Consider the following 25,414-nt stretch of genomic DNA (forward strand, 5'->3'; position numbering starts at 1 on the left):
CTTTTTATGGGAGTTTTGGGATATTTATAGAAATTGTGATGATTTTTTAAAGATCATGTGTTTCTACTTGGTGTTAATCAGGTAGAAACACATTTCAGCAAAAAGCCCATTAAATATTCAGCATTTCCGCATCATCAATAAAATACTGATTCATATCAAAGGCTGGTTTGGCATCTTTATCTTTACCGATAATCCGAGCTGGAACGCCAGCAGCAGTGGCATATTCTGGCACAGGCTGTAATACCACGGAATTGGCACCGATTTTGGCGTATTTACCCACTTCAATATTGCCAAGAATTTTGGCACCCGCACCAATCATTACACCCTCACGGATTTTTGGGTGGCGATCGCCTGATTCTTTCCCAGTACCACCTAAGGTAACACCTTGTAAAATAGATACGTCATTTTCAATCACTGCCGTTTCACCCACTACAATACCTGTTGCATGGTCAAACATAATGCCACAGCCAATTTTTGCCGCAGGGTGAATATCCACATCAAAAGCGACTGAAATTTGATTTTGTAAATAAATGGCAAGTGAACGACGGTTATTTTTCCATAAATAATGAGTAATGCGATAACTTTGAATGGCGTGAAAACCTTTCAGATAAAGCAACGGTGTGGATAACAATGCTACCGCAGGGTCACGTTGACGCACAGCGTTAATATCACAGGCGGCACTTTCAATAATACTTGGTTGAGATTGATAAACTTCTTCAATGATCTCACGTAAAGTAATCGCAGGCATATTGGCAGTAGCTAATTTATTAGCAAGAATATAGCTTAATACACTGCCTAAATTTTTATGCTTTAAAATCGTAGAATGAAAGAAACTGGCTAACATAGGCTCATGATCGACTAATTCTTTCGCTTCATCACGAATTTTATGCCATACATCATTTAACATAAATTACTCCTTATTCTTCTTTCTTCTCACGACTTAATAATGCCATAGCGGCATCTTTGGCGTTTTTATGATGAAATAATACTTGGTACATTTGTTCAGTAATCGGCATTTCAACACCCTGTCTTGCGGCTAATAATACCGCCTCTTTAGTATTGTAATAACCCTCAACTACTTGACCAATTTCATTCATTGCTTGTTCTGCTGAAACACCTTGCCCTAACATTAAACCAAAGCGACGATTCCTAGATTGGTTGTCAGTACAGGTTAACACTAAATCGCCTAAGCCAGACATTCCCATAAACGTATTGGGGTTCGCTCCCAATGATACGCCTAAACGACTGATTTCTGCAATACCACGGGTAATCAAGGCGGTACGGGCATTTGCACCAAATCCGATGCCATCTGAAATACCAGCGGCAATCGCAATAACATTTTTAATCGCACCGCCCAGTTGTACCCCAATCATGTCTTGATTTAAATAGACACGAAAATGTTTACTACAATGAATACGATTTTGCAGTTCAACGGCGAATTGCTGATCATTAGCAGCTAAAGAAATTGCAGTCGGTAAACCAGCGGCGAGTTCCTTGGCAAAAGTTGGTCCAGATAAAATTGCTAAAGGATAATGATTACCTAATTTTTCTTGAATAACCGTTTGTAGTAAGCGACCTGTATCTCGCTCTAAACCTTTGGTCGCCCACGCAATACGGCTATCTGGACGTAAATACGGTTTAATTTGGTCAATCACATCGGCAAAAACATGACTAGGTACAACAATTAATAAATCTCGTGATTTTTGCACCGCAGTTTCAAGATCTTCTTCTATATGTAATGCGGATGGAAACATAATATTTGGTAAAAAACGAGCATTTTGTCGTTCTTTTTCCAACTGGCGGCAATGCTCAACATTATGTCCCCACAGATAAGTAGGGAAATCATTGCGAGAAAAGGCAATCGCTAAAGATGTACCGTAGGAACCCGCTCCCAATACGCTAATCGGAGTTTGAATGGTCATATACAAATCCTTAGAAAAAAGCATCTCAAACAGAGATGCTCATTCGGAACAGCGGTTGTTTTGGTTGATATGTTCGACTAAAACAACCTTTAATTCATTAACAATAATTAATGAGCAGTTGGTTGTTCAGATTGTTGTTCTTCCTGCTCAATGCGACGTAAATGTTCCATAAACAACGCATCAAAATTTACTGGAGCAAGATTTAATGCAGGGAATGTACCACGATTCACTAAGCTAGAAATTAATTCACGAGCATAAGGGAACAACATATTTGGGCATTGTGAAGTTAAACAATGTGCCATTTGCATATCTTCTAAACCGCTGATACTAAATACACCCGCTTGTTTGACTTCACAAATAAATGCCACTTCTTTGCTGTCTTCTAAGGTGGTTTCAGCAGAAATGTTTAACACTACTTCATATAAATCATCACCTAATTGTTTAGCTTCAGTGCTTAAATCAAAGCTTAAATTTGGTTTCCATTCTTGGTGGAAAATTTGTGGTAAATTCGGTGCTTCAAAAGACACATCTTTTACATAAATACGTTGAATTTGAAAAACAGCTTCAGGTTGAGCTTGTTCTGACGGTTGTTGAACTGGGTTTTGAGTTTCTTCAGTCATATAAAATCCTTATTTCACTAATGGTAAATTGGCAGCATTCCAACCAGCAATGCCTTCTTGTAATACATATACTTCAACAAAACCTTGTTTAGACAAGATCTCCGCAGAAGTATTGGCAACGGCACCTGTAGCACAAACTAAAATGATCGGCATTTCTTTATGTTGTTCTATTTTGCCTAAATTATGGTTTTTAATATCAGTTGGCAAAAATTGTTTGCTATTAATAATATGACCACGTTTAAATTCATCAATACTGCGTAAATCGATCACCACCGCATCTTTATTATTGATTAACGCAACAGCTTGTGAATTATTGACTAATTTCACTTTACTTAAAGCAGATTTGACGAATACATAAATGGTTGCTATAAAAACAGCGACCCAAGCAACCACTAACAAGGTATGGTTTTTGGCAAATTGAGCTGCCAAAGGCATAAATTCTTCCATATTGTTCTCAAATGAAAATAAATAAAAGTAGGTGCTAAGTATAACCGACTTTCAGCTTGTTGCAAAAACTAATTTTAATTACACATTCAACCAAAAAGTGACAGGTCCATCATTGGTTAAGCTGACTTGCATATCTGCTGCAAATTGCCCCGTAGAAACCTGAATTTTTTCACCGCACTTTTTAACAAAATATTGATATAATTCATCTGCCATTTCTGGTGTTGCTCCTTTAGAAAAACTAGGACGCAACCCTTTTTGAGTATCTGCAACAAGGGTAAATTGTGATACCACTAATAATTCTCCACCAGCTTGTTGAACATTTAAATTCATTTTACCGTCAGCGTCCGTAAACACTCGATAATTCAGCACTTTTTCCACTAATTTGTCGGCTTTGCTCTGATTATCTTGTTTTTCTACCCCAAGTAATACTAATAATCCGTTGCCAATCTCTCCGACAATTTGGTTATCCACTTCGACTTTGGCTTGGCTCACTCGTTGAATCAATCCAATCATGCTTGTTTTTCCTTAATTTTTTGGCTAATTTCTTGTAAATTCAATTCGCCTGATTTAATCAACCGCATATCATCTAATACCGCTGCTAATTGAGCCCCCAATAAAATAAATGTCCAGCTTAACCATATCCATAATAGCATGATCGGTAAGGTTGCCATTGCCCCATAAATTAACTGATAAGAAGGGAAAGTGGTAATATACCAAGCAAAGGCTTGTTTGCCCAAAGTAAAAAATACGGCAGCAATTAACGCTCCTGCGGCGGCGTGTTGCCAATACACTTTTTGATTAGGCACTAATAAATAAATCAGGGAAAAACTTAACCAAGTTAACAAAAAGGGGACAAACGCCAATAATTTTAAGCCAAAAGGCAAATTAATCCCGTCATTAAATAATTTAAAGGAAGCAATATAGCTAGAAATAGCAATACTTGCACCAATAAAAATGGGTCCAAGAGTTAAGATCGTCCAATAAATAGCGAAAGAAAACACCGGACTACGATTCTTGGCTCGCCAAATATCATTAAGGGTTTGATCAATAGACTTGATTAGCATTAATGCCACTACAATTAAACTAACCACCCCTACCGCACTCATCTGTTTGGAATTATTAACAAATTCATCAATATACTGTCCTACAACATCACTCGCAGAGGGGGCAAAATTAGTAAAAATAAATTGCTTTAATGAATCCGTCATTTCATTAAACATCGGAAAAGCAGAAAAAATAGCAAATATCACCATGACTAACGGTACAATGGCTAAAGTGGTGCTATAAGTGAGCGACCCTGCGGCTTGGGTCAATTTATTTTGTTGAAAACGTTGCCAAAAAACATTCAAAAATAACCAAATAGACGTTAAAAACTGATCATTTTTTTTCATAAGATTTTTCCTCTAAACTGCGGTACAATTTGCCATTATTTCTAAACTGAGAATTATTATGTTAGATATTGTTTTATATGAACCAGAAATTCCACAAAATACAGGTAACATCATTCGTTTATGTGCCAACACTGGTTTCCGATTACATTTAATTGAACCGCTTGGTTTTACTTGGGACGATAAAAGATTACGTCGTTCTGGATTAGATTATCATGAATTCGCCGAAATCAAAAAACATAAAACCTTTGAACAATTTTTGCAAACGGAGCAACCTAAACGATTATTTGCAATGACGACCAAAGGAAGCCCTGCACACAGTGAAGTGCGGTTTGAATTAGGTGATTATTTGATGTTCGGACCAGAAACAAGGGGAATTCCAATGTCAATTTTAGACAATATGCCAATGGAACAAAAAATTCGTATTCCTATGACGGAAAACAGTCGTAGTATGAATTTATCAAACTCTGTAGCCGTAGCTGTTTATGAGGCTTGGCGACAATTAGGTTATCAAGGTGCGGTGAATTTAACACGCTGAGAAAATATAACGAGCAAAAAAAATGCAATGAGAAATTGTAATATTTTTCATCGCATTTTTAACTTTAATTGCTTTCCAATAAGAGAATAACAAATCCCTTAGTATCCTAAACATACCCTACATAAAGTGTCCCCACACCTGTAAGATATGAGTTGAATTATAAGGAAAATCTTTTCTCTGTAAATCACAAAATTGTAAAGCTAAAGTAAAGATTATTGATTTTAAATGCAATTTTAAAGAAATTTATTTTTACAGTTGAGCAAATAAACGCCATAATTCGATCAATTTCTCAATTAAATTGCTATTTTTTGATCAAGTTTTGCACTCTCAAATGCCTTTTCAATGATATTTAATACCAAAATAACCTGCTCTAGGCTGACTAACTGCGGTGCTTTTTCCGTAATATTTGCATAAAGATTATCAAATAATGCTCGATAACTGGTTGCTACATTTGGATAAGCATAACGCACAACTTGGTTATCTTGTTCAGTATGTAAAATACCCCACGATTCTTCACTCTCAGCATTCCAATTCCCCACGGGAACAATACCGTTGATTAACAGATTTTCTTGCTGATCGGCTTTCGCCTTAAGGTAAGAACCTAGTTTACCGTGCAAGGCGAATTGTGCGTTAGTTTCTCGAACATATTTACTCGCAATCAGCGATACTTTTAAACCGTTAGCATAATATAAATGCACATCAAAATTATCATCCACCACCGAATCTTCATGCTGCGAACGAATATCCGCAAATACCGCTTGTGGTTTGCCAAATAAATACACCGCCTGATCAATTAAATGTACACCTAAATCATACATCAAGCCTGTGCCTTGTTCGCCCGTTTCTTTCCATTGTTTCGGATTTTTACTTTTAGCATAACGTTCCATACGGATTTCACAATCCACGGGTTCACCGATTAACCCTTTTTGTAAAATTTCTTTTGCGGTAGCGATATGACTATCCCAACGGCGGTTTTGATAAACATACAAAGTAATATTATGTTGTTTAGCTAACTCGCTTAACTCTAACGCTTGTTGTGCAGTTGCCACTAACGGCTTTTCTACCAACACATTTTTTTTCGCTAAAATAGCTTGTTTCACCATAGCATAATGGGTTTGATTTGGCGTAGTAATCACCACCAGATCGATCTCATCAGTTAATAATTCTGCGTAATCTCGCACAATTTGCACATCAGGCAACCATGCTTTCGCACGTTCAGTAGAACGCTCATACACTTTACGGATTTGGAAACGTGGATCGGATTTAAAAAAGGGGATATGGAAAAGGCGAGCAGAATAACCGCTACCCGCAATAGCGACATTAATGGATTTCATGATTTTTCCTAGTAAAAGACCCCATATTTACATACGGGGTTAAGCATATTACGCCTCGCTGTGGCTAGAAAAGATGCGGAGCATCGTTACTATTCATATCCCTGTACGTCAGTGCAGGGAATACAAATTATTGCACAAAATCCGCAAAATCCTTGATAAATTTTTGTAAATTAGCTTTTACGTCTTCGGAAGCAATCTCGCCTTGCTCATTAAATATGCCACCAAAAATGCCTGGCACTTGTGCCACGTTTGGTAACAATTTCATGTTCACATAATGAGCTGTGACTAAGGCTTTTAAACTTGCCGTTACATCAGCACCGTCAGTTGCTGTCACAGTCACAATACCAGCAGGTTTATCGATCCAAAGGCTTTCACCTGATGGGCGAGAACCAATATCCACAGCATTTTTTAATACTGCTGGAGTACTACCGTTATGTTCTGGGCTTACAAATAAAATCCCATCTGCTTCGCTAATTTGTTTACGAAAGCGGACATATTGTGCTGGGCTATTGTCGTCTAAATCACGGTTATATAGCGGAAGATCCGCAATTTCCAAGAAATTTAGTTGAATGCTGGTTGGTGCGATAGCTTTTAAATACTTAGCCACGATTTGGTTAAATGAAGTTTTGCTATTACTTCCTACTAATACTGCAATTTGTTTTGCCATAATAATTTTCCTCTTAAAATGTATTTTTTATCTTAGACCTAAGTTTAGACCAAATCAAACAGTAAAAATTCCACTTCACTATCTGTTTTAATTTTCAACTCTTGTTCTGCTTTAATCCCTAACGCATCACTGGTATTTAACTCAACCCCATTGACAGTTAGTTTTCCTTTAACCACTTGTAACCAATAACTGCGGTGAGAATTTAGGCTAATTTCTTCAGTACGGTTAGCTGCCAGTTGATAACGCCATAATTTCATATCCTGATAAATTTTAAAAGACCCGTCACTGGCATCTGGGGATAAAATTAAAGTTCCACCTTGTTTATCCTCAAATTTACCCTGTGCATATCTTGGGGTAATATTTTTCTGATTTGGAATGATCCAAATTTGATATAAATGCAAGGTTTCTTTTTCATCTGGATTAATTTCTGAATGAAAAATCCCACTACCAGCCGACATAATCTGAAATTCACCCGCTTTTACTTCGGTCTGATTACCCATACTATCTTGGTGAGCCACACGCCCGTTTAGTACATAAGTCAAAATTTCCATATTATTGTGGGGATGTTTACCAAAACCACGTACTGGAGCAATAAAATCTTCATTAATTACTCGTAAATGGGAAAAATGAATATGTTTTGGGTCATAATAATTCGCAAATGAAAAGGTATGATAACTTTCTAACCAGTCAGAGCAACCATGACCACGCTCATGAGTATATCTTGTTTGTAACACAATTCTGTTCTCCAATTAAATCTATTTTAACAAGTTTAACTGTTATTTGTTATGAGATAAATATTACCTTTATTGAAACATTATTAACTATAATGAAAATATATGCTTTGTATATCACCAAATAAAGTACAAAAACTGTGGTATTTTTTCGTTTTTTTTGTGTAGAATGATAAATAACGTCACAATATAGAAGAAAAGGAAATTTATTATGACCACAGTTATTCATACAGATAAAGCACCCGCAGCCATAGGACCTTATGTACAAGCTGTGGATTTAGGTAATTTAGTGCTGACTTCAGGACAAATTCCTGTCAATCCAGCCACAGGGGAAATTGCAACGGACATTGTGGCTCAAACACGTCAATCGTTAGAAAATATTAAAGCGATTGTCGAGCAAGCAGGATTAACGGTTAGCGATATTGTAAAAACCACTGTTTTTGTAAAGGATCTTAACCATTTTGCTGCCGTTAATACAGAATACGAACGTTTCTTCCAAGAAAATAATCACCCGACTTTCCCTGCTCGTTCTTGTGTTGAAGTAGCTCGTTTACCAAAAGATGTTGGCTTAGAAATTGAAGCCATTGCGGTTAGAAAATAAGTGGTAAAGATTATGGCATCACAATTTAAACTTATCGGCTTTGATTTAGACGGTACTCTAGTCAATAGCCTGCCCGATTTAGCACTTTCAGTAAATTCTGCTTTAGCAGAATTTAATTTTCCACCAGCAGAAGAAAGCCTAGTACTTACTTGGATTGGTAATGGTGCAGATGTATTAATTAGCCGAGCTTTGGATTGGGCTATGCAACAAACTGGTAAACCACTAGACGAACAGCAAATCCAGCAATTAAAACTGCGGTTTAATTTTTATTACGGTGAAAATTTGTGTAATGTGAGTCGTTTATATCCGAATGTAAAAGCCACTTTAGAACAGTTAGAAGCTCGTGGGTTTGTGTTGGCAGTAGTAACCAATAAACCAACTAAACACGTTCAACCTGTATTAAAAGCCTTTGCTATTGACCATTTATTTAGTGAAACCTTAGGCGGTCAATCTTTACCAGCGATTAAACCGCATCCAGCTCCACTTTATTATTTATGTGGTAAATTTGGTTTTTATCCACACCAGATGTTATTTGTAGGGGATTCTCGCAATGACATTCTCGCCGCTCACAATGCTGGCTGTGCAGCAGTAGGCTTAACCTACGGCTATAATTACAACATTCCGATTGCAGAAAGCCACCCTGAATGGGTGTTTGATGACTTTGCGGATATTCTAAAAATCGTTTAAACTGCGGTACAAAAATAGCAAGTTTTAAGGAACAAAAAATGACTAAACCAGTTGTATTAAGTGGCGTTCAGCCATCAGGTGAATTAACTATTGGAAACTATCTCGGTGCATTACGTCAATGGGTCAAAATGCAAGACGACTTTGATTGTCTGTTCTGTATCGTGGATTTGCACGCTATTACCGTTCGTCAAGATCCTGACAAATTACGTAAAGCCACTTTAGACGTGCTTGCACTCTATTTAGCCTGTGGAATCGACCCAGAAAAAAGCACCATCTTTGTGCAATCTCATGTACCTGAACATACGCAATTAGCATGGGTATTAAATTGTTATACTTATTTTGGTGAAATGAGCCGTATGACGCAATTCAAAGATAAATCCAGTAAATACGCTGAAAATGTGAATGTGGGCTTATTTACTTATCCTGTATTAATGGCGGCGGATATTTTATTATATCAAGCCAACCAAGTCCCCGTGGGCGAAGACCAACGTCAACACCTTGAAATCACGCGTGATATTGCACAACGTTTTAATGCTTTATATCCAAATGAAAAAGGGGAATTATTTGTAGTACCAGAAGCCTTTATTCCAAAAGCAGGGGCAAAAGTGATGGCATTGCAAGATCCTACTAAGAAAATGTCAAAATCCGATGAAAACCGCAATAACGTGATTACCTTGTTGGAAGATCCAAAATCTGTTGAGAAAAAAATCAAACGAGCTATGACCGATGGCGAAGAACCGCCTGTGGTACGTTATGATTTACAAAATAAAGCGGGGGTATCGAACTTATTAGAGATTCTTTCCGTGATTCGTGATGTGCCGATTGCGGATTTAGAAAAAGAATTTGAAGGTAAAATGTATGGTCATTTAAAAGGGGCGGTAGCAGAAAACGTAGTCAGCATGTTAACTGAGTTACAAGAGCGTTTTTATCATTATCGTAATAATGAAACCTTGTTAAATCAAATTGCATCGGAAGGTGCAAAAAAAGCCCGTGAACGTGCAGCCAACACCTTAGCCAGCGTTTACCAAGCCATCGGGTTTGTACCCGCCCAATAAACTTTTGTAGTAAATTATAGTCTAAATTAAGGTGTGATAACTCACGCCTTAATTTTTAGGAGCAAACATGAAAATTCTTAAATTTATTACCGCACTTTGTGCTTTAACGACTGCTAGCCTTGCTCAAGCGGTGGATTACAATATCAAATACAGTTCTAACTACTTAATGCCAGCTTATGTGCATTTTAGTGAGAATGGGGCAAATTATTCTATTAATGCCAAAATTAATGTACCGCTTTATAACATTCAATTTATTTCATCAGGTACACACGATAGCCGTAATTTCACAATGTTTAATTACAAAGATACTCGCAATAAAAACACCTACGCATTGGCAAAAATCAATGGTAAACAAATTGAATACGGTAAAGTAAAAAGTGGATTAAAAACCGAAAGTGTAAGTATGCCTGTTTATGATTTATTTACCATGGCATTCCAATTAACTTATTATGATAAATTACCCACCAATTTCATCATTACTAATGGTAAAAAACTTTATCCAATGAATAATGTTTTCGTGAAAAAAAGCGAACAAAATATCACAGTGTCAGGTCGAGCCATAAAAGAACTAACCTATACCTTTAAAACAGGTGATAAGGATATTATGGTCAAAAAATATCAAGACGAACAATTTCCACGTTATTTAAAATATACTCGTGATGGCGATAATTATGAGCTGACATTTAGTGAATTAATCAAGTAAGGACTTTTGGCAGTACAACAACGCTCGCCCCATTGAAAAATATGGGGCGAGCTTTTATCTTTATTCCCCAATTAAATCATAAATTTCTGCGTCTTTACGATCTAAATAATGGGTTGACTGGATACGACGAATCGTGCGAGATTTACCCCGAATTAACAAGGTTTCAGTGATAGCAAGATTACCTTTACGTTGAATCCCTTTTAATAGTTCACCATTGGTAATTCCTGTAGCGACAAAAGCTAAATTATCATCTTTGGCTAAATCTTCTAAACGTAAAATTTGATTAACCGCTATACCATTTTGTGTACAACGACGAATTTCATCTTCTGCTATTTTTTGATTTTCTGGAGTATCTTCCTTAACCTGATTACGTGGTAATAAACGTGCTTGCATATCACCACCTAACGCACGCACTGCTGCGGCGGTTACTACTCCCTCAGGGGCTCCACCGATACCGTATAGCATATCGACACCGCCATCAGGTAAACAACATAATAATGCACCTGCCACATCTCCATCAGGAATAGCTAATACTCTGGCACCCAGTTGCTGAATTTTTTTAATCACTTGATCATGACGGGGTTTGGCTAACACCATTACCGTCACTTGGCTCATGGATTTACCTAATTTTTGTGCCACTCGGCGTAGGTTTTGTTCAATCGGTAAAGATAAATCGATCATTCCTTTCATTTCCGCACCGACAACCAATTTTTCCATATACATATCTGGTGCTCGCAAAAAGGTTTGTTTACCACCTGCTGCTAATACAGAAATGGCATTAGATTGTCCCATTGCGGTCATTCTTGTACCATCAATCGGGTCAACCGCAATGGCGATCTGTTCACCTTTGCCAGTCCCTAATTTTTCACCGATATACAACATTGGTGCTTGATCAATTTCGCCCTCACCAATCACCACTTCTGCATCCATTTCCATTTGATTGAGCATAAAACGCATGGCTTTCACTGCCGCATCATCTGCCGCATTTTTGTCACCACGTCCTAACCAAGCAAAAGCGGCTAAGGCTGCCGCTTCGGTAATACGAGAAAACTCAATGGCTAATAATCTGTTCATTTTACAGTTCCTTATTATTAAATAAAATTTCCTTTATTTTAGCACCTGCATTAAGCCTTGTATTAAAAAATTCGCAGTAATAACTATTTTTTCTCATTTGCTACTTTTAAAACCTAGCATATATGGGTAGAATAACTGGCATACTCTCACGTTATTTTTGAAAGGAATTTATTATGTCATTAGAAATTTTAGATCAGTTAGAAGGCAAAATCCGACAAGCAGTTGAAACTATTCAATTACTTCAATTAGAAGTAGAAGAATTAAAAGACAGAAATCAACAAGCTCAACAAGCCTATGATGCGTTACGCAATGAAAACGAGCAATTAAAAATGGAACACGATAGCTGGCAAGAACGTTTACGTTCATTGTTGGGACAAATTGATAACGTATAATTCTATTTACAGAATAATGGGCAAACTTATAGTTTGCCTTATTTTTATCAAGCTATCACAAACCCCCATAGACCAAAACATACCGCAAAAGTGGTAAAATAGCGTTTATTCAGCAATATTGTGAAAGGTAATAAGGATAATCACCATGAAACAATCTGTTCGTCATCAGAAAATTATCGATCTGGTTAAACAAGAAGGCTATGTAAGCACGGAAGAATTAGTCGATATTTTAAACGTGAGTCCACAAACTATTCGGCGAGATTTAAATACCCTAGCAGAACAAGATCTTATTCGCCGTCACCACGGTGGTGCGGCACACCCTTCTTCCGCAGAAAATAGTGATTATGCCGATCGTAAAGAATTTCTATCGCAAGAAAAAAATAAAATCGCCCAAGCCGCGGCAAAGCTGATTCCCAATGGTTCATCATTATTTATTGACATTGGTACTACCGCCGAAGCCGTAGCAAATGCGTTGTTAAGCCATAAAGATTTACGTATCGTAACGAACAATATCAACGCTGCTCACATTTTAATGAAAAACGACAGTTTCCATATCACCATGGCAGGGGGAACATTACGTCAAGACGGTGGTATTATTGGCGAAGCCACCGTAGCGTTTATTTCACAATTCCGTTTAGATTTCGGCATTTTAGGTATTAGTAGCATTGATTTAGACGGCTCTTTATTAGATTACGATTACCACGAAGTGCAAGTAAAACGTGCGATTATCGAAAATTCACGCCAAACCTTGCTGGTATCCGATCACTCTAAATTTAATCGACATGCTATGGTAAAATTGGGAAACTTAACTGATGTGGATTATTTTGTGACAGATGGACTTTTGCCACCGTCTATTAAGGAACGGTTGGCGTTGTCCGATGTGACGATCATTCTGGGGCAAGAGTAATAAAATGAGGCATAGTAGAAAAAATAGTTCTATTTTCTAAATCGACTATACCTCTATTCACATTAGCTTATCTTTTTATCAGATTAGACTATTTACGATGTAAAAATTCCACCGCTGTATCTGGAAAATCCGTAAATACCCCTGTTGCCCCCGATTTGTTTAATAACGCATCATACATCTGATTAACATCACTAAAAAATTCAGGTAAGGCATCTTTACGAACCGTATAAGGGTGAAGTTCTAATTTCGTTTTGGCAATATCTTGTACCATTGGGGTTAATTTAATATCACCTAATTTAGATGTTTTATCGTCCACCAACATATACCAACCTGGTCCGACTCCGTCTGCATATTTCGCAATTTCTTGCATAGCCCCCGATTTAAACATCCAATCATAATTATAATTGACCCATTGACCTTGATTGTCCTTTTCTTCGGTTTCGTGCCAGTCGGTATAAGCCACTAGTTGAACCAATTTTAAATCCATACCCAGTTTTGGCATTAATTCATTTTTAATACGTTTTAATTCATTAAAATCAAAGGTCTGTAAATAAATAGGATCGGATTTATGCGTATAACCGTATTTTTTCAATACATTTAATACTTCAAGTGCAATATCTTTGCCATTTTGATGATGAAACCAAGGGGCTTTGATTTCAGGATAAATGCCTACTTTTTTACCTGTTGATTTTTCCAAACCTTGGATAAATTCTAGTTCATCTTCGAAAGTATGAATTTTAAAATGGGATTTCCACATAGGGAAACGATTTGGGTAAACCTGTTCTTGTTTACCATTTTCTAGTTTAAAATTCTCGGTCATATTCAGGCTTTGAATTTCATCTAAGGTAAAATCAATCACGTAGTAACGACCATCAGGACGATGACGGTCAGGAAATTTTTTCGCAACATCGGTTAAACCATCTAAAAAATGGTCATGAATAACAATCAAACGATTGTCTTTTGTCATCGCAAGATCTTGTTCTAAATAATCTGCCTTTTGAGCGAAAGCCAACGCCTTTGATTCTAAAGTATGTTCAGGTAAGTAGCCACTCGCCCCACGGTGAGCGATAACAATCTTATTTTGAGAGTGATCTGCCGCTTGCACTTGAATAGGGTTTACTAACCCAATAAAGGTTGACATAGCTAATGCTAAAGTTAGTTTGCTTAGTTTCATTGGAAATCTCCTTATCTTTATTGATAAAACTAAGGAACGATATATTGTATCGTTCCTTAATACATGAAATTAATTATTTACCATAGTGATCCGCTAATCTTGCTTTGTGTTTACCTTCTTCGACCATTACGATAAAGAGTAAGATAATAGCTAAAACACCACCTGTGATCATCACATAGAAACCGCCGTCCCAACCGTAGTATTCTGCTGCCCAACCAACGATCGCTGAAGCGGAAACAGTACCGCCAAGATAACCGAATAAACCTGTAAAACCTGCGGAAGTACCAGCGGCTTTTTTCGGTGCAAGTTCAAGGGCGTGTAAGCCGATTAACATGACAGGACCATAGATTAAGAAACCAACAGTGGTCATTAAAATAAAGTCGGTTAATTGATACGGATTTTCATACCAGTTGGCATAGTTAGCTAATTCTGCTTCTGGTGTAGCTGGATTTTTCCATAAGGCAACCACTGCAATGGTGGTTAAAATCATAAAGATAAATCCAGTTAAACCACGTTTACCTTTGAACACTTTGTCTGATACCCAACCGCATAATAACGTACCAGGGATCGCAGCTAATTCATAAATAGTGTACGCCCAAGCTGTGCCTTTAATATTAAAGTGTTTGACTTCGCCGAGATACACTGGCGACCATTTTAATACACCATAACGAATTAAATAGACGAATACGTTTGCGATAGCGATATACCATAACAATTTGTTTTTCAACACATAAGTCACAAAAATTTCTTTGGTGGTTAATTCTTGTTCGTTGGTTTTTTCATCATAGTTATCTGGATAGTCATTACGCCATTTTTCGATAGACGGTAAACCACAAGATTGTGGGGTGTCTTTCATCACAAAGTAAATGATGAATGAAACTACGATAGCGGCGATACCAGGATAGTACAGAGTTTGTTGCCACACATCTTTCGCTGTAGCTTGTACACCGTGCGTATTAAAATAAATCGCACTCGCTAATAACACCATTGCCCCAGGCACCATACCACCTAAGTTATGTGCGGTATTCCAAATAGATACGATCGTTCCACGTTCGGATTTAGACCACCAATGCACCATTGTCCGACCGCACGGAGGCCAACCCATACCTTGAAACCAACCATTTAAGAAAATGAGAGCAAACATAATCATCACACCCGATGTTGCCCAAGGCATTAAGCCCATACACACCATGCAAAGACCAGATAAAAACAAACCAAATGGTAAAAACACTTTCGGATTCGAGCGATCAGACATTCCCGCCATCACGAATTTAGATAAACCGTATGCCAAACCTAATGCTGAACCAATAAATCCCAACTCAGCTTTATTGTACATACCTGCTTCAATTAAGCCTTTTTGAGCTAAATCAAAGTTACCACGTACAAAGTAATAAGCGGCATAACCAAAGAAAATCCCTGCAAAAACTTGCCAACGTAATTGTTTATATCTTGCATCAACTTTGTCTGCGGGTAATTCCGCAATATGCGGTGCAGGTTTAAATGGACCAAACATAATGTTTCTCCTATGTGATTAAAGAGTATTAGAAATGATATTGTTTACATAACTGACGGAACTCGCTGACTTGTTGTTCCACCCAATCTGCATTTTTATTTAATTCAGGTGCAATATAATTTGCCACATCTTCTGCCACAGCTGAGGCTGCTCTTGCATCTAAAAATAACAAACGAATGCGGCGAGCTAACACATCTTCCAAGGTTTGTGCCATTTCTTCGCGTACCGCCCATAATGCTTCGGCATAAAGGAATGGATAATCTGGATGAATTCGGCTACCTAATTTGCTGTCACTAGCTGCAAGCTGTTCAATATATGTACGGTCACTGCCATAAAAACCAAGGTGGCTGTTCATATCTGCTGGATGATGTCCATGAATTTTGAGGTCCGTAGTCACACATTGTTTTTTAGGTAGAATATTGGCTTTCATCGCCACATCTAAAGCATCTTCTGCCATTTGACGATAGGTTGTCCATTTGCCACCAATAATATCCACCAACCCAGAAGAACTGATATGAATTTTATGACTGCGTGATACTTCTTTGGTACTTTTATTTTCCCCTTTCGGTGCTGCTAATGGACGCAAGCCCACAAATACGCTACGCACATCTGCACGAGTTGGTGCTTTAACGAAATAATCTTTGGCTGTTTGTAAAATAAATTCCACTTCCTGTTCTAACGGACGAGGTTCATATTCCGCATTTTTCACTAACGTGTCGGTTGTACCGACTACTAATTTATCATGCCAAGGTACAGCGAATAAAACCCGTCCATCGGATGTCTTTGGCACCATTAAAGCTGACTCATTCGGTAAAAATTCCCGATCAATCACAATATGGATACCTTGGCTTGGAACGATACCGTCCATTTCATCGGGGTTATCCATTCTGTTGATTTCATTAGTAAAGACCCCTGTCGCATTGATGACACATTTTGCTCTTACAGCAAAACTTTCGCCACTCAACACATCTCTCGCTTGTACACCACAAATCTTACCCGTTGTATTTTTATCCAAACCAACCACTTCACAATAATTGACTAAAGAAGCACCTTGTTCAATGGCGGTTTGAGCAAGATTAACGGCTAAACGTGCATCATCAAATTGACCATCATAATAGCAAACACCATTATTTAATTTTTCAGGTTTGACCCCTTTTAATGATTGATTGGCTTGGCTTTTGTTTAAATAACGGGTATGTCCAATACTGAGATCACCAGATAAACGGTCATATAACCACAGTCCAAAGGTATAATAATATGCCGTCCACCATTTTTCACCTGGAATCACAAAGGTTTCACTTTTGAATAAGTGCGGTGCGTTTTTGCTGAGTCTGCCACGTTCACGTAAGGCTTCTCGTACTAAAGCGATGTCGCCTTGGGCTAAATAACGCACCCCGCCATGTACCAATTTGGTACTGCGGCTGGATGTGCCTTTGGCAAAATCAACACGTTCTAATAATAAGGTAGAAAAACCTCGACTGGCGGCATCAACAGCAATACCCAACCCCGTGGCACCACCACCAATAATCACAACATCCCATTCACGGTCTGTTTTGGCTTGTTGTAAATTCTTATTTCGATTCATAATGAGATTCTCCCCAATGTCAAAACACAAAGATAAAATACTCTATCTTTTTCGCAAAAGAAATATCATTATTTCGAATTTGTGACAAAGATCACAATAATTTTCGTTTTTGCTCAATAATATTACTTATATTAGGGAAATGGCATAAAACGCTCAATTTATGAATGGGTATTAATACAAATACAGTGACTAAAAAACCCTAAACACTGCTCGCAAATAACTGGCTACCGCTTCATCTTTATTCAATCCGATTCGTTCTAAATCAGGTAAGGCAGTGAGTAATCTCGGATCAGCATTTGCCATGATACAACCTTTGCCAACTTCCGTTAGCATGTCGAGATCATTCATACCGTCACCAAAAGCAATACATTGCGATAATTCGTAGTCACGTTGCTTTAATAGCTCTGCAAGTGCGGTGGCTTTTGAGACATTTTTATTCATCACTTCTAGGCATTGTGGCGTGGAATAAATAATGGTCGTTTGATCACCATATTTTTCTTTTAGGTGTTGCTCTAAAGGTAATAAATCTTGTAATGTACGTCCGATAAAAAAGATTTTTTGAGTGTTTCTTGCATGATGTTGAGCGAAATCCACCACTTGATAGGTAAAACCACTTTGTTTGTGGTATTTGTTAAGTTCGGGAACATCAATATTAATAAACCATTCCGTCCCTTGATAGCTGTTTAAACAGATATTTTTTGGGTCGAAGGGTTCTTGCATAATCTCGAAAGCCAGTTGTTCGGGCAGATAATTGCTGTAAATTAAATCCCCTTGTAAATTATGCACTTCCGCACCGTTTGAGGTGATCATGGCAGCATTTTCAATCTGCATTTCATTTAAAATAAAGGCGACATCTGGATAGCCACGCCCTGTGGCGAGTATAATATCCACATTTTTATCGGCAACTTTTTCAAGGGTGGCAGTGCTAAATTCTCCGACAACATGATGAGCATTCAATAATGTACCGTCCATATCGGACACCACAGCACGGAAAGGCAAGTTTTGCATTTTTTATCCTTAAATCTGGTATTTTTTAAAATTATAGCAAAAATCACCAAAAAATGACCGCACTTTGATGAATAAATAGTAGGAATAATAAGAAAGATCGTTATAATGAAGCAGATTACGCTAAAACAATAACGAATTTGCAGGTACAACAATGAATGGAGCAAGATTAGTTACAGAATGTCTGAAAGCTCAGGGTGTCAACATCGTGTTTGGCTACCCAGGTGGGGCGATTATGCCAACTTATGATGCACTTTATGATTGTGGCATTGAACATTTTCTTTGTCGCAATGAACAAGGGGCGGCGATGGAAGCGATTGGCTATGCGAGAGCCTTGGGAAATGGTATCGTAGGCGTGTGTATTGCCACTTCTGGACCTGGAGCAGCAAACCTAGTGACGGGGTTAGGTGATGCGTTTATGGACAGCATTCCTGTGGTCGCAATTACAGGGCAAGTGGCAAGCCATTTAATCGGCACAGATGCCTTTCAGGAAGCTGATGTATTGGGGTTGTCGTTGGCTTGTACCAAACACAGCTTTATTGTGCAATCGGTGGAAGAATTACCCGAAATTATGGCGAAAGCCTTTCAAATTGCCCGTAGTGGTCGTCCTGGTCCTGTATTAGTGGATATTCCACGTGATATTCAACTTGCCCCAACAGAGGCTAAACCGTTGGTTTATCCAGCACTTGCGGCGAAAAAAATTCACCCTGAAAAACTCAAAAGTGCGGTGCAATTATTAAAAAATTCACAGAAACCTGTGCTGTATATCGGTGGTGGAGTCGGTATGGCAAATGCCACGGCGGTATTACGTCAATTTATTGAAATAACTCAAATTCCAAGCATTTCCACTTTAAAGGGTTTAGGTGCAATTCCAGCCAATACCCCCTATTATATGGGCATGATTGGCATGCACGGCACCAAAGCGGCAAATTTAGCGGTGCAAGAAGCAGATTTACTGGTGGTGCTAGGGGCGAGATTTGATGACCGTGTTACGGGTAAATTAGACACTTTTGCTCCCCATGCCAAAGTGATTCATGCGGATATTGATGCGGCAGAAATTCATAAATTACGCCGTGCCGATGTGGCTTTGCAAGGGGACTTGATTCAGGTAATTCAAGGCTTGAGCCAAGCATTAGCGATTCAACCTTGGCGTGACAAAATTAATCAGTTAAAACAACAATTTGATTTTACTTATGGGAAAAATCAAGGGGAATATTGCATCAATCCTACTTGGTTATTACATGAGATTTCTGATAAAAAAGCACCAACGGATATTATCGTTACCGACGTGGGACAACATCAAATGTGGTCGGCTCAACATATTGATTATTATGCACCTGAGAATTTTATTACTTCGGCTGGTTTCGGCACCATGGGTTTTGGTTTGCCCGCAGCTATCGGGGCGAAAAAAGCCCGTCCGCAAGATGAAGTCATTTTAGTCACGGGTGATGGTTCAATTATGATGAATATTCAGGAACTTGGTGCAGTGAAGTCTTACCATGTTCCAGTTAAAATTGTGCTGTTGGATAATCAACGTTTAGGCATGGTACGACAATGGCAATCGTTGTTTTTTAATGCTCGCCATAGTTCAACTATTTTAGATGATAACCCTGATTTTGTTACTTTAGCAAAAGCCTTTGATATTGCAGGGGAACGTATTGAAAAAGCCAGCGAGGTGAATGCGGCGTTAGATCGTTTATTACAATCGCCAACCGCTTATTTCTTGCACGTTTGTATTCCACCAGAAGATAATGTTTGGCCGTTAGTACCACCCGGTGCTTGCAATGCGGATATGTTAGATAATTAGATGTGGAGTAGATGATGTTATTAAACGAATTAACCATTGTTGCCAACCATAGCCCAGAAGTACTAGAACGTATTTTACGTGTGATCCGTCTGCGTGGTTATACGGTAACACAATTAACAATGAAACTCGAAAATGGCAAAGTTTGGCTTGATATTCATCTGACTAGCCAACGAGAGATTCATTTATTGATCAATCAATTAACTAAGTTACATGATGTGGTTGATGTAACTTGTGAGTAAGATTTTTCCGTAGTGGTGGACCGATGTGTCCGCTCGTTAAAAACGGAGTGGAATTTTAGGGAGGACACATTAGCCCGTCCCGACAAATTTTAAATTAGCAGTAAAATTATTTTTGGAGAGATTATCTATGCCTAAATTACGTTCAGCGACTTCAACACAGGGTCGCAATATGGCAGGCGCACGTTCCTTATGGCGTGCTACTGGTATGAAAGAGGGCGATTTCGGTAAACCGATTATTGCTGTGGTTAATTCCTTTACCCAGTTTGTCCCCGGTCATGTGCATTTAAAAGATTTAGGGCAATTAGTGGCGGCAGAAATTGAAAAAGCAGGTGGGGTGGCGAAAGAATTTAATACTATTGCGGTAGATGATGGCATCGCAATGGGACATGGCGGTATGCTATATTCGTTGCCAAGCCGCGATTTAATTGCCGACAGCGTAGAATATATGGTGAACGCTCACTGTGCCGATGCCATGGTGTGTATTTCTAACTGCGACAAAATCACCCCAGGGATGTTAATGGCTGCCATGCGGTTAAATATCCCTGCGATTTTTGTGTCTGGCGGTCCAATGGAAGCAGGAAAAACCAAATTATCTGATCAATTAATTCGTTTGGACTTAGTAGATGCGATGATCGAAGCCGCTGATCCAAATGTCAGTGATGAGCGTATTGATGCCATTGAACGTAGTGCCTGCCCAACCTGTGGATCTTGTTCAGGTATGTTCACGGCGAACTCCATGAACTGTTTAACCGAAGCACTCGGTTTGAGTTTACCTGGGAATGGCTCTTGTTTGGCGACTCACGCTGACCGTAAGGAATTATTCTTAAAAGCAGGTCGTCAAATTGTGGAGCTATGCAAACGTTATTATGAACAAGATGATGAAAGCGTTCTGCCACGTTCCATTGCTACCTTTGATGCCTTTGAAAACGCCATGAGTTTAGATATTGCCATGGGTGGATCCAGTAATACGGTGTTACATTTATTAGCCACTGCACAAGAAGCAGGGGTAGATTTTACTATGGCGGATATTGACCGTCTTTCTCGCAAGGTGCCTTGTTTAAGCAAGATTGCTCCGAATACCAATAAATACCACATGGAAGACGTACATCGTGCTGGCGGTATTATGGGCTTAGTGGGTGAATTAGATCGTGCAGGTTTAATTCATCGGCACACTAACACGGTGTTAGGTTTAACCCTTGAAGAACAGCTTAATCAATATGATATTATCCGCAACCGTGATCCTGAATTATTAAAATTCTATCGAGCAGGACCTGCGGGTATTCGTACTACACAGGCTTTTTCACAAAATTGCCGTTGGGACAGCGTAGATGATGACCGTGAAAATGGTTGTATTCGAAACAAAGAACATGCCATTACTAAAGAAGGTGGCTTGGCGGTATTGTTCGGTAATATTGCTCAAGATGGTTGTATTGTCAAAACTGCTGGTGTCGATGAGTCTATTTGGAATTTCACGGGCGAAGCCATTGTATTTGAAAGCCAAGAAGATGCGGTAGCAGGCATTTTAGGCGGTAAAGTCAAAGCAGGGTATATTGTGATTATTCGTTACGAAGGTCCAAAAGGTGGACCAGGTATGCAAGAAATGCTTTATCCAACCAGCTATTTAAAATCCATGGGCTTAGGTAAAGCCTGTGCCTTATTAACTGACGGACGTTTTTCTGGTGGCACATCAGGTTTATCTATTGGTCACTGTTCTCCAGAAGCCGCATCAGGTGGTGCGATTGGTTTAGTGCGTGACGGCGATAAGATTGAAATTGATATTCCCAATCGGGGAATTCATTTATTGGTCTCTGATGAAGAACTCGCCCAACGCCGTGCGGAACAAGATGTTAAAGGCTGGCAACCAGCCAACCGTGAACGTGAAGTGTCTTTTGCCTTAAAAGTATTCGGGCATTTCGCCACATCGGCGGATAAAGGTGCGGTGCGAGATAAAAGTAAATTATAAGTAAAACTGCGGTGAAAAAATGACAAATAATTTATCTCACCAGCCTACTGGTGCAGAATATTTAAGAGCAGTACTCAGCTCAAAAGTGTATGAATTAGCTCAAGTTACCCCATTGCAAGCGATGCCAAAATTATCGGAGCGTTTGGCGAATCATATTCTGGTGAAACGTGAAGATCGTCAGCCTGTGCATAGCTTCAAATTGCGTGGTGCTTATGCCATGATTGCGGGTTTAACCGATGCACAAAAATCCGCTGGCGTGATTGCTGCTTCTGCTGGCAACCATGCTCAAGGTGTCGCATTATCTGCCCAACATTTAGGTCTAAAAGCCTTAATTGTAATGCCACAAAATACACCGTCAATAAAGGTTGATGCAGTGCGTGGTTTTGGTGGCGAAGTGTTATTACACGGTGCCAATTTTGACGAAGCCAAAGCCAAAGCTATTGAGCTTTCAGAAACCAAGCAAATGACCTTTATTCCCCCTTTCGATCACCCCGCCGTGATCGCAGGGCAAGGTTCATTAGCCATGGAATTATTACAGCAAAACAGTAAAATTGACCGTATTTTTGTCCCTGTTGGCGGTGGCGGTTTAGTGGCTGGAATCGCGGTGTTAATTAAGCAACTTTTACCTGAAATTAAAGTCATCGGTGTCGAAAGTAAAGACAGTGCTTGTTTATATGCTGCATTAAAATCGGGTGAGCCAACGGACTTAGAGCGTGTCGGTTTATTTGCCGATGGTGTGGCTGTCAAACGTATTGGTGATGAAACCTTCCGCATTTGTCAGCAATATCTTGATGATGTGGTACTAGTGAACGGCGATGAAATTTGTGCTGCTATGAAAGATATGTTTGAAAATGTCCGTGCCGTGTCTGAACCCTCTGGAGCATTGTCGTTAGCTGGTTTGAAAAAATACGTTAAACAACATAATATTCAAGGCGAAACCCTCGTGAATATTTTGTCTGGGGCAAATTTAAATTTCCATACCTTACGTTATGTGTCTGAACGTTGTGAGATCGGCGAAAAACAAGAAGCCTTGTTTGCCGTCACCATTCCAGAACAACAGGGCAGTTTCTTGAAATTCTGTCAAATACTCGGACAAAATCCCGTAACAGAATTTAATTATCGTTATGCAGATGAAAAACAGGCGTGTATTTTTGTCGGTGTGCGTATTACGGGTGAACAGGAAAAACAAGCGATACTCAAACAGCTCCGTGATAATGGTTACAATGTGCAAGACTTATCCGATGATGAAATTGCCAAAACCCATATTCGTTATATGATCGGTGGGCGTTCAAGTAGCCAGTTAAACGAACGTTTATATAGTTTTGAATTTCCTGAACAAAAAGGGGCATTGATAAATTTCTTAGCCACCTTAAACACTACCAATACCAATATTTCACTGTTCCATTATCGCGCCCATGGTGCAGATTATGGTAATGTGTTAGCTGGTTTCCAAGTGGCAGAAGCCGATATATCTGCTTTTACACAGCAACTGGAAAAAATCGGTTATACCTATCAAGATGTTACCGATAGTGTGGCTTATCGGTATTTTTTGGTAGGGTAAAATTTACTGAAAAAATACCGCACTTTGTATAGATATTGTAAAAAACCACGCTGAATTGATCTGCCCCCCAAAAGTTGGACACCAACCACTGATTAAAGGGCAGATTTTTATGACTAAATATCACGCACAATTCAAATTTGAAGTGATTCAGTTCCATCTGAATACTTCTCATTCTTTAACCAAAACAAGTCAGCATTTCCAAATTCCAGTGTCAATCATAAAAGATTGGCTCGCTAAATATACGCATTCAGGCACGTCTGCATTGCATAATCAGTCCACTTGGAAACAATATACTGCAGATGAAAAATTCCATATCATCACGCCTGTATTATCGGGTGAAATGAGCATCCGAGAAGCAGCTTTAAAGGCGAATCTTCCCACTCACAGTGTAGTGGTAAATTGGTTGAAACGTTTTAAAGAACAAGGTATAACAGGACTTGAACCCAAACCTAAAGGACGAAAAGCGATGAAAACATTGATTAAACCTAAAAAAACGAAAGCGCCACAAACAGAGCTTGAAAAATTACAAGCGGAAAACTATCGCTTAAAATTGGAGAATATCTATCTAAAAAAGCTGGCGGAGCTAGAACAAAAAGAGAAAAAGCGAAAATCATCAATGAGTTAAGAGAGTTGGGGTCATTAGATATTTTGCTGGATATTGCCCAACTGGCTCGGAGTACTTTCTACGATAATCTGAACAAGCCAGATAATCCCGATAAGGCTTTAAAAGCAAAAATTAAACGTATTTTTATCAAAAATGAAGGACGTTATGGTTATCGCCGAATCACATTAGCCTTGCGTAAAAAAAGAATTGTCGTCAATCATAAAAAAGTCGCAAAATTGATGAAAGAACTGGGTTTAAAAGGGGAAAGAAAGCCAAAACGTAAATATCAAAGTTATCAAGGAAATATTGGGAAAATCGCCCCAAATCTACTTGAACGCAACTTTACGGCAAGCAAACCCAATGAAAAATGGGGAACGGATATTAGCGAGTTTAAATGCCGTAATGAAAAGCTCTATCTCGCGCCGATTAAGGACTTCTACAATGGTGAAATCATCGCTTATGACCTGAGCCGTAGCCCTAATTGGGCACAAATAGACAGAATGCTAGAGCAAGCCGTTAAAAAACTCAAACCTGAAGATAAGCCTATCTTACATTCAGACCAAGGTTGGCAATATCAACATCTTAGCTATCGTAAACGATTAGAAAAGCATAATATTTTGCAAAGTATGAGCCAAAAAGGTAACTGTATTGATAATGCAGCAACGGAAAGTTTTTTTGGACGATTAAAAGAAGAATGTTATTATGGCAAGCAGTTTGAAAGTATTGAGCAACTGGAGCAAACTATCCACGATTATATTGCTTACTACAATAACGAACGCATCCAAACTAAATTAAAAGGACTAAGCCCTGTGCAATACAGAACTCAGTCCTTAAATACTTAAACTAAACCGTCCAATTTTTGGGGTTCAGATCAAATAGCGTGGTTTTTATATAACG

At 38.7% G+C, this 25,414-nt stretch carries 26 protein-coding genes; 12 read left to right on the plus strand and 14 right to left on the minus strand.

Translation table 11 applies throughout. The features are described from left to right. Positions 1 to 109: 109 nt before the first annotated feature. The 6 genes from cysE to O1Q79_RS08785 all read right to left on the minus strand — a co-directional run bounded on the left by cysE (position 110) and on the right by O1Q79_RS08785 (position 4,380). The gene (cysE, locus tag O1Q79_RS08760) at positions 110 to 907 is read right to left on the minus strand and encodes a serine O-acetyltransferase (RefSeq protein ID WP_386691788.1); all 798 of its coding nucleotides are present in this window, start codon (positions 905 to 907) and stop codon (positions 110 to 112) included. Positions 908 to 917: 10 nt separating this feature from the next. Continuing rightward, a complete protein-coding gene (gene gpsA, locus O1Q79_RS08765) occupies positions 918 to 1,922 on the minus strand; it encodes an NAD(P)H-dependent glycerol-3-phosphate dehydrogenase (protein WP_386688923.1) in 1,005 nt (334 codons plus the stop codon). A gap of 107 nt (positions 1,923 to 2,029) precedes the next feature. Beyond that, complete coding sequence (gene secB / locus O1Q79_RS08770) at positions 2,030 to 2,542, minus strand: protein-export chaperone SecB (RefSeq protein WP_386688921.1); 513 nt, start codon at positions 2,540 to 2,542, stop codon at positions 2,030 to 2,032. A gap of 9 nt (positions 2,543 to 2,551) precedes the next feature. Beyond that, positions 2,552 to 2,989: a rhodanese-like domain-containing protein gene (locus O1Q79_RS08775; protein WP_386688919.1), complete on the minus strand. Its 438-nt coding sequence runs from the start codon at positions 2,987 to 2,989 to the stop codon at positions 2,552 to 2,554. A 78-nt stretch (positions 2,990 to 3,067) separates the two neighbouring features. Further along, on the minus strand, positions 3,068 to 3,502 hold the full coding sequence (gene dtd, locus O1Q79_RS08780; RefSeq protein WP_386688917.1) for a D-aminoacyl-tRNA deacylase: 435 nt from the start codon (positions 3,500 to 3,502) through the stop codon (positions 3,068 to 3,070). Then, positions 3,499 to 4,380 carry a virulence factor BrkB family protein gene (locus O1Q79_RS08785; protein WP_386691790.1) on the minus strand — a complete coding sequence of 294 codons (882 nt, stop codon included), beginning with the start codon at positions 4,378 to 4,380 and terminating at the stop codon, positions 3,499 to 3,501. Before O1Q79_RS08785 ends, dtd begins: the two co-directional genes overlap by 4 nt. A gap of 58 nt (positions 4,381 to 4,438) precedes the next feature. On the opposite strand from O1Q79_RS08785, the gene trmL reads away from it, so the two are divergent. Beyond that, positions 4,439 to 4,915 carry a tRNA (uridine(34)/cytosine(34)/5-carboxymethylaminomethyluridine(34)-2'-O)-methyltransferase TrmL gene (gene trmL, locus O1Q79_RS08790; RefSeq protein ID WP_386691792.1) on the plus strand — a complete coding sequence of 159 codons (477 nt, stop codon included), beginning with the start codon at positions 4,439 to 4,441 and terminating at the stop codon, positions 4,913 to 4,915. Between the two features lie 293 nt (positions 4,916 to 5,208). Here trmL and O1Q79_RS08795 read toward each other — a convergent pair whose 3' ends face one another. The 3 genes from O1Q79_RS08795 to O1Q79_RS08805 all read right to left on the minus strand — a co-directional run bounded on the left by O1Q79_RS08795 (position 5,209) and on the right by O1Q79_RS08805 (position 7,650). After that, entirely contained in the window at positions 5,209 to 6,249 is a 1,041-nt protein-coding gene (locus O1Q79_RS08795) for a Gfo/Idh/MocA family oxidoreductase (protein ID WP_386691793.1), read from the minus strand. A 127-nt stretch (positions 6,250 to 6,376) separates the two neighbouring features. After that, the gene (locus O1Q79_RS08800; protein WP_386691795.1) at positions 6,377 to 6,916 is read right to left on the minus strand and encodes an NADPH-dependent FMN reductase; all 540 of its coding nucleotides are present in this window, start codon (positions 6,914 to 6,916) and stop codon (positions 6,377 to 6,379) included. A gap of 44 nt (positions 6,917 to 6,960) precedes the next feature. Further along, complete coding sequence (locus O1Q79_RS08805) at positions 6,961 to 7,650, minus strand: pirin family protein (RefSeq protein WP_386691796.1); 690 nt, start codon at positions 7,648 to 7,650, stop codon at positions 6,961 to 6,963. Between the two features lie 208 nt (positions 7,651 to 7,858). Here O1Q79_RS08805 and O1Q79_RS08810 point away from each other — a divergent pair, with 208 nt between their 5' ends. From O1Q79_RS08810 to O1Q79_RS08825, 4 genes are all read left to right on the plus strand, one after another. Beyond that, positions 7,859 to 8,248 (plus strand): RidA family protein, encoded by a 390-nt coding sequence (locus O1Q79_RS08810; RefSeq protein WP_386691798.1) that lies wholly within the window; start codon positions 7,859 to 7,861, stop codon positions 8,246 to 8,248. A 12-nt stretch (positions 8,249 to 8,260) separates the two neighbouring features. Next, positions 8,261 to 8,935 (plus strand): phosphoglycolate phosphatase, encoded by a 675-nt coding sequence (locus tag O1Q79_RS08815; protein WP_386691800.1) that lies wholly within the window; start codon positions 8,261 to 8,263, stop codon positions 8,933 to 8,935. A 38-nt stretch (positions 8,936 to 8,973) separates the two neighbouring features. After that, positions 8,974 to 9,990, plus strand: coding sequence for a tryptophan--tRNA ligase (gene trpS / locus O1Q79_RS08820; protein ID WP_386688901.1), 1,017 nt, complete (start codon positions 8,974 to 8,976; stop codon positions 9,988 to 9,990). 67 nt (positions 9,991 to 10,057) lie between these two features. Then, positions 10,058 to 10,693 (plus strand): hypothetical protein, encoded by a 636-nt coding sequence (locus tag O1Q79_RS08825; protein WP_386688899.1) that lies wholly within the window; start codon positions 10,058 to 10,060, stop codon positions 10,691 to 10,693. A gap of 60 nt (positions 10,694 to 10,753) precedes the next feature. On the opposite strand, the gene glpX is transcribed toward O1Q79_RS08825, so the two are convergent. Further along, positions 10,754 to 11,767, minus strand: coding sequence for a class II fructose-bisphosphatase (gene glpX / locus O1Q79_RS08830; protein WP_386688897.1), 1,014 nt, complete (start codon positions 11,765 to 11,767; stop codon positions 10,754 to 10,756). A 173-nt stretch (positions 11,768 to 11,940) separates the two neighbouring features. Between glpX and zapB the strand changes: the two genes are divergently transcribed. Both zapB and O1Q79_RS08840 read left to right on the plus strand, forming a co-directional pair. Continuing rightward, complete coding sequence (gene zapB / locus O1Q79_RS08835; RefSeq protein WP_386688895.1) at positions 11,941 to 12,159, plus strand: cell division protein ZapB; 219 nt, start codon at positions 11,941 to 11,943, stop codon at positions 12,157 to 12,159. Positions 12,160 to 12,304: 145 nt separating this feature from the next. Continuing rightward, entirely contained in the window at positions 12,305 to 13,066 is a 762-nt protein-coding gene (locus tag O1Q79_RS08840) for a DeoR/GlpR family transcriptional regulator (RefSeq protein WP_386691802.1), read from the plus strand. Positions 13,067 to 13,154: 88 nt separating this feature from the next. Here the strand turns inward: O1Q79_RS08840 and glpQ are convergent, their stop codons facing one another. From glpQ to O1Q79_RS08860, 4 genes are all read right to left on the minus strand, one after another. Beyond that, positions 13,155 to 14,207, minus strand: coding sequence for a glycerophosphodiester phosphodiesterase (gene glpQ, locus O1Q79_RS08845; RefSeq protein ID WP_386693384.1), 1,053 nt, complete (start codon positions 14,205 to 14,207; stop codon positions 13,155 to 13,157). A 106-nt stretch (positions 14,208 to 14,313) separates the two neighbouring features. Then, positions 14,314 to 15,753, minus strand: a complete 1,440-nt coding sequence (gene glpT / locus O1Q79_RS08850; protein WP_386691804.1) for a glycerol-3-phosphate transporter — start codon at positions 15,751 to 15,753, stop codon at positions 14,314 to 14,316. A 28-nt stretch (positions 15,754 to 15,781) separates the two neighbouring features. Further along, the gene (locus O1Q79_RS08855; protein ID WP_386691806.1) at positions 15,782 to 17,338 is read right to left on the minus strand and encodes an FAD-dependent oxidoreductase; all 1,557 of its coding nucleotides are present in this window, start codon (positions 17,336 to 17,338) and stop codon (positions 15,782 to 15,784) included. A 189-nt stretch (positions 17,339 to 17,527) separates the two neighbouring features. Next, positions 17,528 to 18,346, minus strand: a complete 819-nt coding sequence (locus O1Q79_RS08860; protein WP_386691808.1) for a Cof-type HAD-IIB family hydrolase — start codon at positions 18,344 to 18,346, stop codon at positions 17,528 to 17,530. Between the two features lie 151 nt (positions 18,347 to 18,497). Here O1Q79_RS08860 and ilvG point away from each other — a divergent pair, with 151 nt between their 5' ends. The 5 genes from ilvG to O1Q79_RS08885 all read left to right on the plus strand — a co-directional run bounded on the left by ilvG (position 18,498) and on the right by O1Q79_RS08885 (position 25,359). Continuing rightward, positions 18,498 to 20,150, plus strand: coding sequence for an acetolactate synthase 2 catalytic subunit (gene ilvG, locus O1Q79_RS08865; protein ID WP_386691810.1), 1,653 nt, complete (start codon positions 18,498 to 18,500; stop codon positions 20,148 to 20,150). 11 nt (positions 20,151 to 20,161) lie between these two features. Further along, a complete protein-coding gene (ilvM, locus tag O1Q79_RS08870) occupies positions 20,162 to 20,389 on the plus strand; it encodes an acetolactate synthase 2 small subunit (protein WP_386691812.1) in 228 nt (75 codons plus the stop codon). A gap of 127 nt (positions 20,390 to 20,516) precedes the next feature. After that, complete coding sequence (gene ilvD / locus O1Q79_RS08875) at positions 20,517 to 22,352, plus strand: dihydroxy-acid dehydratase (RefSeq protein WP_386691814.1); 1,836 nt, start codon at positions 20,517 to 20,519, stop codon at positions 22,350 to 22,352. A gap of 19 nt (positions 22,353 to 22,371) precedes the next feature. Next, positions 22,372 to 23,913 (plus strand): threonine ammonia-lyase, biosynthetic, encoded by a 1,542-nt coding sequence (ilvA, locus tag O1Q79_RS08880; protein ID WP_386691816.1) that lies wholly within the window; start codon positions 22,372 to 22,374, stop codon positions 23,911 to 23,913. A 109-nt stretch (positions 23,914 to 24,022) separates the two neighbouring features. Next, positions 24,023 to 25,359 (plus strand): IS3 family transposase gene (locus O1Q79_RS08885; RefSeq protein ID WP_386691818.1). Its coding sequence is split into 2 segments (ribosomal slippage): positions 24,023 to 24,494 and positions 24,494 to 25,359, totalling 1,338 coding nucleotides; the frame shifts between segments, so codons are not numbered across the junction. The last annotated feature ends 55 nt before the right edge of the window (positions 25,360 to 25,414 follow it).

Origin of the sequence: Lonepinella sp. MS14434 (genome assembly GCF_042468235.1) — a bacterium.
Classification (GTDB): Bacteria; Pseudomonadota; Gammaproteobacteria; order Enterobacterales; family Pasteurellaceae; genus Lonepinella.

Coding starts and splice junctions, on each gene's coding strand:
- cysE (WP_386691788.1), bottom strand. CDS start 907: ATGTTAAATGATGTATGGCATAAAATTCGTGATGAAGCGAAAGAATTA.
- gpsA (WP_386688923.1), bottom strand. CDS start 1,922: ATGACCATTCAAACTCCGATTAGCGTATTGGGAGCGGGTTCCTACGGT.
- secB (WP_386688921.1), bottom strand. CDS start 2,542: ATGACTGAAGAAACTCAAAACCCAGTTCAACAACCGTCAGAACAAGCT.
- O1Q79_RS08775 (WP_386688919.1), bottom strand. CDS start 2,989: ATGGAAGAATTTATGCCTTTGGCAGCTCAATTTGCCAAAAACCATACC.
- dtd (WP_386688917.1), bottom strand. CDS start 3,502: ATGATTGGATTGATTCAACGAGTGAGCCAAGCCAAAGTCGAAGTGGAT.
- O1Q79_RS08785 (WP_386691790.1), bottom strand. CDS start 4,380: ATGAAAAAAAATGATCAGTTTTTAACGTCTATTTGGTTATTTTTGAAT.
- trmL (WP_386691792.1), top strand. CDS start 4,439: ATGTTAGATATTGTTTTATATGAACCAGAAATTCCACAAAATACAGGT.
- O1Q79_RS08795 (WP_386691793.1), bottom strand. CDS start 6,249: ATGAAATCCATTAATGTCGCTATTGCGGGTAGCGGTTATTCTGCTCGC.
- O1Q79_RS08800 (WP_386691795.1), bottom strand. CDS start 6,916: ATGGCAAAACAAATTGCAGTATTAGTAGGAAGTAATAGCAAAACTTCA.
- O1Q79_RS08810 (WP_386691798.1), top strand. CDS start 7,859: ATGACCACAGTTATTCATACAGATAAAGCACCCGCAGCCATAGGACCT.
- O1Q79_RS08815 (WP_386691800.1), top strand. CDS start 8,261: ATGGCATCACAATTTAAACTTATCGGCTTTGATTTAGACGGTACTCTA.
- trpS (WP_386688901.1), top strand. CDS start 8,974: ATGACTAAACCAGTTGTATTAAGTGGCGTTCAGCCATCAGGTGAATTA.
- O1Q79_RS08825 (WP_386688899.1), top strand. CDS start 10,058: ATGAAAATTCTTAAATTTATTACCGCACTTTGTGCTTTAACGACTGCT.
- glpX (WP_386688897.1), bottom strand. CDS start 11,767: ATGAACAGATTATTAGCCATTGAGTTTTCTCGTATTACCGAAGCGGCA.
- zapB (WP_386688895.1), top strand. CDS start 11,941: ATGTCATTAGAAATTTTAGATCAGTTAGAAGGCAAAATCCGACAAGCA.
- O1Q79_RS08840 (WP_386691802.1), top strand. CDS start 12,305: ATGAAACAATCTGTTCGTCATCAGAAAATTATCGATCTGGTTAAACAA.
- glpQ (WP_386693384.1), bottom strand. CDS start 14,207: ATGTCAACCTTTATTGGGTTAGTAAACCCTATTCAAGTGCAAGCGGCA.
- glpT (WP_386691804.1), bottom strand. CDS start 15,753: ATGTTTGGTCCATTTAAACCTGCACCGCATATTGCGGAATTACCCGCA.
- O1Q79_RS08855 (WP_386691806.1), bottom strand. CDS start 17,338: ATGAATCGAAATAAGAATTTACAACAAGCCAAAACAGACCGTGAATGG.
- O1Q79_RS08860 (WP_386691808.1), bottom strand. CDS start 18,346: ATGCAAAACTTGCCTTTCCGTGCTGTGGTGTCCGATATGGACGGTACA.
- ilvG (WP_386691810.1), top strand. CDS start 18,498: ATGAATGGAGCAAGATTAGTTACAGAATGTCTGAAAGCTCAGGGTGTC.
- ilvM (WP_386691812.1), top strand. CDS start 20,162: ATGATGTTATTAAACGAATTAACCATTGTTGCCAACCATAGCCCAGAA.
- ilvD (WP_386691814.1), top strand. CDS start 20,517: ATGCCTAAATTACGTTCAGCGACTTCAACACAGGGTCGCAATATGGCA.
- ilvA (WP_386691816.1), top strand. CDS start 22,372: ATGACAAATAATTTATCTCACCAGCCTACTGGTGCAGAATATTTAAGA.